5 protein-coding genes and 2 rRNA genes (1 of these 7 only partly in view) are annotated in these 8,059 nt (G+C 49.2%); 1 reads left to right on the plus strand and 6 read right to left on the minus strand.

Annotated elements, in window-relative coordinates:
* Positions 1-151 precede the first annotated feature (151 nt).
* The 4 genes from clpC to MKX50_RS22340 are packed head-to-tail and all read right to left on the minus strand — an operon-like array spanning position 152 to position 4,706.
* Entirely contained in the window at positions 152-2,599 is a 2,448-nt protein-coding gene (gene clpC / locus MKX50_RS22325; RefSeq protein WP_155613383.1) for an ATP-dependent protease ATP-binding subunit ClpC, read from the minus strand.
* A 28-nt stretch (positions 2,600-2,627) separates the two neighbouring features.
* Complete coding sequence (locus MKX50_RS22330) at positions 2,628-3,686, minus strand: protein arginine kinase (RefSeq protein WP_155613384.1); 1,059 nt, start codon at positions 3,684-3,686, stop codon at positions 2,628-2,630.
* A 12-nt stretch (positions 3,687-3,698) separates the two neighbouring features.
* A complete protein-coding gene (locus MKX50_RS22335; protein ID WP_155613385.1) occupies positions 3,699-4,217 on the minus strand; it encodes a UvrB/UvrC motif-containing protein in 519 nt (172 codons plus the stop codon).
* 30 nt (positions 4,218-4,247) lie between these two features.
* Entirely contained in the window at positions 4,248-4,706 is a 459-nt protein-coding gene (locus MKX50_RS22340; protein WP_155613386.1) for a CtsR family transcriptional regulator, read from the minus strand.
* Between the two features lie 962 nt (positions 4,707-5,668).
* Between MKX50_RS22340 and MKX50_RS22345 the strand changes: the two genes are divergently transcribed.
* Entirely contained in the window at positions 5,669-6,493 is an 825-nt protein-coding gene (locus MKX50_RS22345; protein ID WP_339157794.1) for an NlpC/P60 family protein, read from the plus strand.
* Positions 6,494-7,157: 664 nt separating this feature from the next.
* Here the strand turns inward: MKX50_RS22345 and rrf are convergent.
* Both rrf and MKX50_RS22355 read right to left on the minus strand, forming a co-directional pair.
* A 5S ribosomal RNA gene (gene rrf, locus MKX50_RS22350) occupies positions 7,158-7,274 on the minus strand.
* A gap of 136 nt (positions 7,275-7,410) precedes the next feature.
* Positions 7,411-8,059 (minus strand): 23S ribosomal RNA (locus tag MKX50_RS22355) (it continues 2,407 nt past the right edge of the window).

The raw sequence follows: 8,059 nt of genomic DNA on the forward strand, positions 1-8,059 counted from the left end.
TACCACTGTTTCTGATTTAACGTAAAGGTTTTTCGGGCGCTTTATACAAATATGGGAAATACGAAGAAAAGACAGCCCCGGAAACCGAAATTCCCAGGCTGTCTTGCATTCGCTTTGCAATACGATTCAGATCGTTTTGCTCACTATTCATTTACTTGGCGCTTTTGGTAAAAGCCCCCGTCTTATTCACGGTCAAGCTGCCATCCTCCACATCAATCGTCAGCGAATCGCCTTTCTTGACGTTTCCGGTCAGCAATTCTTCAGACAATCGATCCTCGATATGCTTCTGGATAGCTCTGCGAAGCGGACGCGCTCCATAAGCTGGATCAAAGCCTTCTTTAGCCAAGAACTCCTTGGCTTCATCGGTCAGAACGAAGTCCACCTCGTATTCATGCAGCCGTTTGCGAAGCTCTTCTGCCATCAGCGTAACGATTTCGCCGATATGCTTCTGCTCCAGCGAGTGGAATACGATAATTTCATCGATCCGGTTGAGGAATTCTGGACGGAAGCTCTTCTTAAGTTCTTCCATCACTTTGCCTTTCATATTGTCATAATCCGCCCCGGAGTCGTCTACGGCAGTAAAGCCAAGCCGCGTATTGCGTCTGATCGCTTCGGCCCCGACGTTCGAGGTAAGAATGATCAGTGTATTGCGGAAGTCTACCACACGTCCTTTGGAGTCCGTCAAACGGCCATCCTCCAGCACTTGCAGCAAAATATTGAATACCTCAGGGTGCGCCTTCTCGATTTCATCCAAGAGTACGACCGAATATGGCTTGCGGCGTACTTTCTCCGTCAGCTGGCCGCCTTCTTCATAACCAACATATCCTGGAGGAGCGCCAACGAGACGAGCCGTGGAGTGCTTCTCCATATATTCGGACATGTCGATGCGGATAACCGCATTTTCGTCGCCGAACATGGCTTCGGCCAGGGCCCGCGCCAGCTCAGTCTTACCTACCCCAGTTGGGCCTAGGAAGATAAAGGAGCCCATCGGACGCTTCGGATCCTTCAGACCGGCACGCGCCCGGCGAATCGCCCGGCTGACCGCTTTAACGGCTTCGTCCTGCCCGATAACACGCTCATGCAGGATTTGCTCCATATTGAGCAGTCTTTCCGTTTCCTCTTCCTTCAGCTTATTGACTGGAATACCAGTCCAGCTTGCTACAACCTGTGCAATGTCCTCAGGCGTAACTTCGGAGTCGGTACGGCCCTGTTTCTCTTTCCATTGATTCTTCGTGACGTCGAGCTCCTCGCGGATTTTCTGCTCCGTATCGCGCAGTGCTGCCGCTTTCTCAAACTCCTGGCTCTGTACAGCCGCGTCTTTCTCTTTGCGGATGTCTTCCAGACGGCTCTCCAACTGCTTCAGATTAGGCGGTACCGTATAAGAGTTCAGTCTTACCTTTGAGCCCGCCTCATCGATCAAGTCGATGGCTTTATCCGGCAGAAAGCGATCCTGGATATAGCGGTCGGACAGCTTAACCGCCTGTTCAATCGCTTCATCGGTAATCTTAACGCGGTGATGGGCCTCATAGCGGTCGCGAAGTCCATGCAGAATTTGAATGGCTTCGTCAACGGAAGGCTGATCAACCGTTATCGGTTGGAAACGGCGCTCAAGCGCAGCATCCTTCTCGATATACTTGCGGTATTCATCCAGCGTCGTTGCCCCGATGCATTGCAGCTCGCCGCGGGCCAGCGCCGGCTTCAGGATGTTCGAGGCATCGATGGCACCTTCCGCACCGCCTGCCCCAATCAGGGTATGCAATTCATCAATGAACAGGATGATATTCCCGGCTTGACGGATTTCATCCATGATTTTCTTCAAGCGATCCTCGAATTCGCCGCGATATTTCGTACCGGCTACGACAGAACCCATATCGAGGGTCATGACTCTTTTGTCGCGCAGTGTCTCCGGAATTTCATTATTGATAATCTTCTGAGCCAATCCTTCAGCAATAGCTGTCTTCCCTACGCCAGGCTCACCGATCAGCACCGGGTTGTTCTTCGTCCGGCGGCTGAGCACCTGAATGACCCGCTCGATTTCCTTGCTTCGGCCGATAACCGGGTCAAGATTGCTCTCTTTGGCGGATTCCGTCAAATCGCGAGCTAGACTATCCAACGTCGGCGTATTCACGTTAGCTGGCGTGCCATGATGACTGGACACAGCCTCGCTGCTGCCCAGCAGCTGCAGCACTTGCTGACGCGCTTTGTTCAGACTGATACCCAGGTTGTTCAATACCCGGGCAGCAACGCCCTCGCCTTCACGAATCAAGCCAAGCAGAATATGCTCTGTTCCCACATAGGTATGGCCGAGCTTGCGAGCTTCATCCATGGATAGTTCGATAACCTTCTTGGCTCTCGGCGTATAAGCGATATTCGCCGGTTGCTCCTGGCCGCGGCCGATCAGCGTCTCTACTTCGTCCTGGATTTTCTCAAGACCCAGTCCAAGCCCGATTAATGCCTTAGCGGCAATTCCTTCCCCTTCACGAATCAAACCAAGCAAAATATGCTCTGTTCCAATATTGTTATGCCCTAACCGTACGGCTTCTTCTTGGGCAAGTGCCAAAACCTTCTGGGCACGCTCCGTAAATCTTCCAAACATCATACTCCTACACCTCCATGAATGTTGTTTCTTATTTACCCAATTTCTCTCGGATCAGCTTAGCGCGGTACATATCGCGTTCGCCCGGAGACATGCTGACCTGAAATTTTTTCTGCAAAAAACCAGGCTGGGTCATGACATTCAATTCATTCAGTACCTGTACGGGCAGCGTATCGATCAATCCCAGATCTACGCCGAGTCTGACGTCGGACAGCCGCTGCGCCGCCTCCTTAGAGTCTATAATCGCTGCATATAACAAAATGCCATAGGAGCGCATGACGCGATCGGTCATTCGCAGGCGGGATTCGGAGAGCAGTCTTTCCCTCGCCGATTTCTCATGCTCGATGATCTGCATCACGACGCTGTACAAATTTTCAATAATTTCAGATTCGCTTTGTCCCAGTGTAATCTGATTTGAGATTTGAAACAAGTTCCCTGTCGCTTCGCTGCCTTCGCCATAAATGCCGCGGACTGTCAATCCGACCTGGGACACAGCCGACAGGATTCGATTTATTTGCTGAGTTAGAACCAGCGCCGGCAAATGCATCATGACGGAGGCCCGAAGTCCTGTCCCTACATTCGTAGGGCAGCTGGTAAGGAAACCGCGGTTATCGTCAAAGGCATAATCCACCTGTGCCTCGAAAATATCATCCACCGCGGTCGCCTTCTCCCAAGCCTCCTCAATCTGCAGGCCGGGATAAAGGCATTGAATACGCAAATGATCCTCTTCATTCACCATGATGCTGAGGCTTTCGTCATCGCTGATAAAGACGGCGCCGTGTCTGGACTCATTAGCCAAATTCGGGCTGATGAGATGCTTCTCAACGAGCACTTTTTTGTCCAGCTCATCCAAATCGGCTAGGAGAACCGAAGACAACGGCCCGAACTGCTGCATCCTTTGATCTTGCAGTACGCTCTCCAGCTGATTCAGCACGTCCTCGGATTGCTGGTTGGTCGCCAGCATAGGGAATGGCCTGTTCAGCAAATTTCGCGCAATTCGGACACGGCTGCTGATGACGATTTCGGACTCCTTGCCTCCGCTTCTCATCCATTCGCTAAGCGGTTGTTCTGTAAACCGAAGATTTGCCATCGCCCACTCCTCCTACTCCTCGGAAATGTTCTTCTCAAGCTCGCGTATTTGATCCCGCAGGGCGGCGGCCTCCTCGAATTCTTCCTGATGAATCCGATACTGCAGCTCTCTGCGAAGGTCATCGAGCTTGCGCTTGATTTGAATATGCCCGCCAACCCTTTTGGGCACTTTGCCTACATGAACCGTATTGCCGTGTACTCTCTTGAAGAGCGGGTCAAGACGGTCATTGAAATATTTATAACAGGAGCTGCATCCAAAACGCCCAAGCTTGCTGAATTGGGAATAAGTCAGCCCGCACTCTTCGCAGCGCAGGTTCTCGGGTGCCTTGGTCCCGTGGGCGTGACTGCCAGGGGTGAAATCCAGCAGTCCGGACAGCAGGCTATGGATCGAAAATCCGCCTGAAGTCCCTGGAATAAGCTCGCCTTTTTCTCTGGCACAGGTTTCACAAATGTGAAACTCCGTTTTCTCGCCGTTCACAATTTTGGTAAAATGCAATGTTGCAGGTCGTTTGCCGCATTCCTGACAATGCATGGAACGTCCCCTCCCTTACGGATAGACTCGTTAACCTAAAAGTGAAATCAACATGGCCTTCATGATTCTTGCCCGAAGCCGATCGCGTTCAGGCAGTTTTAGCATCAAGACTTCCCTGGAGATAGCCGCTCGCATGAGTGCCGCCTCTCGGCTGTTCAAGAAACGAGCCTCCTCCAGTTGATATATTAGCCCTTCCGCAGCCGTTTGACCCATTTCATCGCCAATCGTATGATGCAAATGGGTATGCAGGCTGGTCGGACCAGGCAGCTCGATACGCCGAATCCTGATGTAACCGCCGCCGCCCCGTTTGCTTTCAACCAAGTACCCTTTCTCAAGGGTAAACCTGGTACTGATTACATAGTTGATTTGCGATGGAACGCAGGAAAACCGGTCAGCCAGATCATTGCGTTGAATTTCAACGGTTCCTTCAGGACTTTGATGCAAAATACCCTTGAGATATTGTTCGATAATATCGGAGATATTACGCAATCCATCATCCCTCCCATGCTCAAACGTTAAGCCGACACGACATGCCGCCTTTGTCCGGCAAAGTTCTCCGTATAATTCGTTATGGCTACCGTTTGTTGACTTTGACTTTCTTTGACTTTAACTTTATTATATCACAATTTCATACTTTGCCAAGAGGTGTCTTATACTTCTCAGTGTAACCTGAGGAGGGGAAGTTATTCAAGAAAGCACTCTAAAAAGGCGTGACTAGAGCTGGGTGCTTAAGATCGGGTGCTTTCAGCCAGGCCTGATGAGTCAGAGATTTGTGTCAGGCTTTTGAAGCCGTGCTTTGAGTCAGTACTTTGAATTAATCCGCCTTCGAGTCGAAGTTGTTAGGTCATGCCTTTGAGTCGAGTATTTGAGTCAATGCATTGAGCCAATCCGTGCTTCGTGACAAATATTTGAGCAAGACCCTTAAGTAAAGTCTTTGAGCCAGCCTTTGTGCCGGCTTTTGGTCTTTAAACCAGCCTAAGGCTGCTGTCTTTTAGTTATGTTGCACTCTTACGGACCCTAGTTCCTCTAAATCGCATAAATGCCGCTTTTTTCGAACCTAACGGACACAGGGGGACTTATTTGCCCAAATTTGATGTGTTTTTAAACGAACTTCACTAAATAGCGCCTTCTGTGTCCGTTGTGGTGCTGAATTCGTACAAAAACCATAAATAGGGGCTCTCCTTTCCGTTAGGTGCCAAATTCCAGTCAAAATACGGAGCTGTACAAAAACACACCGATTCAAAAACAACGATACTTCTTAGTATTTACGAAGCTTCCAGCGTGCGGTTTACGCAGCTCCCAGCGGGTTGTGCCTTTTGCCTTAGTAATATCATGCCTCTCAGGACCCTGCGGCCCCTAGTATTATCTCGAAACTCAAGAAAAAACATGTTCTCTGGATAAGTAAACTGCAGATCAGGATATTCTATAGAAAAGTAAATGGAGGAGTTCATTTGAAAAAGCTAATTATCGCCACCGTTGTATTTGTAAATGCAATCCTCCCGCAAACATGCTTTGCGGTTCCATACGATCAATATACAGCCAAGGGCAAAGAGACATTCTGGTCCATTGCCAAGGATTTTGATGTAGACGTGTCCGAGCTGCAAAAGATCAATTCCTTAGTGGATCCAGAAAATATTTGGAGAGGTTTGCTGATCAGCCTGCCTCACGGTCATAAGCCGGCCCCTGGATTAATCCCGGCGAACGAAGTATCCAGAACCACTTATAAAATACAAGCTGGCGATACGTTCTGGAGCATTGCCCAAAGTAATGGGATCCCCCTTTCCTATTTGCTTGAAGCCAATCCAAAGGTAAAAGATCCTCAGCACATTTTCCCCGGTCTAGTAATCAATGTCCCTACCGCACCACCATCCATACCACCCAACGCCAATTGGGAGGAGAAAGCGGATTACATCATTGCCGTGGCAAAGGATCAGTTTGATGTTCCTTATGTTTGGGGCGGGGAAAAACCTTGGGTTGCCTTGGATTGTTCGTCATTCACTCAATACGTGTATGGCAGAGCGGGCATCAAATTGCCACGAACCTCCAATTGGCAATATCAATATGGAACCTATGTGCCAAAAGATCAATTAAGAAAAGGGGATCTTGTATTTTTTAAAGAGCATGGTTCAGAAACAATCACTCACGTTGCAATCTATTTAGGAAACGATTTGATGATTAACGCTGATACGGATCCGCGGGACGGAGTACAACTGGAATACATCTTTGGAGATGACTATTATGGCGCCGCATATGCAGGGGCAAAACGTTATTTCTAACCATGTGCACAGTATTTATCATTAATATATGCAGGATCACTCAGCAAGCTTAGATTAACCAGACAATAGTAAATGGCTAGCTAACGAATCCTTTGCCCAATTGGGACGCTACAGAGGTGGGTTGGAAGTAGGATCTAGATATATTTCCTACATTTAGTTGTACGTTTTTTGCGAATGGCGGGGAACTAACTGGAGAACCTACACTTAATTTCAGGCTATTACAAGGATTTAAGCAAATTAACGTATTATTACTGCATGAATTACATTTAGACCAAGTAACTTTTAAAAGTGTGGCAAAATTAATGCATAAAATACACTTACTTCTATTTTCACTGCAGCGATCATTTGAACAGAGTACTGGTTGTCTTTTTGCTGTCTCTATTTTTGCTTATCTCTTACGGACCTTAGTTCCGCTATTTCGCAAAAATGCTGCTTTTTCTGGGCCTAACGGACACAAGGGATTCTATTGATGTAAAACTCATGGCTTTGAGGGGCATTTCCACTGAATAGCGCCTTCTGTGTCCGTTCGCTTAGCGATTTCGCATAAGAACAGCAAATAGCGGATCTCTTGTCCGTAAGAACGTGTTTGATGCAATGCAAACATCACTTAGAAAAAACAAAAAAAAGCACCGCTGATACAAAGATCAGCAGTGCTTCTTCCGTTGCTTGGCGACGTCCTACTCTCCCAGGACCCTGCGGTCCAAGTACCATCGGCGCTGGAGGGCTTAACGGTCGTGTTCGAGATGGGTACGTGTGGAACCCCTCCGCCATTGCCACCAAACGTGCTCAGATGAATTGATCACCTGAAAACTGGATACGAAACTTCATTTGCGTGTTAGCCCCTACTTGGTTCACCGGGGTCCCCGAAAAGTATTCGTTATACTCTTCGAAGCCTCCGCTTCACTTTTTGGGGTATCTTGGATAAGCCCTCGACCGATTAGTACCTGTCAGCTCCATACATTGCTGCACTTCCACCTCAGGCCTATCAACCTCGTCGTCTTCAAGGGGTCTTACTAATTGGGAAATCTCATCTTGAGGAGGGCTTCACGCTTAGATGCTTTCAGCGTTTATCCCATCCGCACGTAGCTACCCAGCTATGCTCCTGGCGGAACAACTGGTGCACCAGCGGTGCGTCCATCCCGGTCCTCTCGTACTAAGGACAGCTCCTCTCAAATTTCCTACGCCCACGACAGATAGGGACCGAACTGTCTCACGACGTTCTGAACCCAGCTCGCGTACCGCTTTAATGGGCGAACAGCCCAACCCTTGGGACCTACTTCAGCCCCAGGATGCGATGAGCCGACATCGAGGTGCCAAACCTCCCCGTCGATGTGGACTCTTGGGGGAGATAAGCCTGTTATCCCCAGGGTAGCTTTTATCCGTTGAGCGATGGCCCTTCCATGCGGTACCACCGGATCACTAAGCCCGACTTTCGTCCCTGCTCGACTTGTCAGTCTCGCAGTCAAGCTCCCTTTTGCCTTTGCACTCTGCGAATGATTTCCAACCATTCTGAGGGAACCTTGGGGCGCCTCCGTTACTCTTTAGGAGGCGACCGCCCCAGTCAAA

It is taken from the genome of Paenibacillus sp. FSL W8-0186 (assembly GCF_037969765.1).
Lineage (GTDB): Bacteria > Bacillota > Bacilli > Paenibacillales > Paenibacillaceae > Fontibacillus > Fontibacillus woosongensis.

Bases quoted from the DNA above. Each gene is read 5' to 3' on its own strand.
- MKX50_RS22335 (WP_155613385.1), bottom strand. From the start codon at position 4,217: ATGCATTGTCAGGAATGCGGCAAACGACCTGCAACATTGCATTTTACC.
- MKX50_RS22330 (WP_155613384.1), bottom strand. From the start codon at position 3,686: ATGGCAAATCTTCGGTTTACAGAACAACCGCTTAGCGAATGGATGAGA.
- clpC (WP_155613383.1), bottom strand. From the start codon at position 2,599: ATGATGTTTGGAAGATTTACGGAGCGTGCCCAGAAGGTTTTGGCACTT.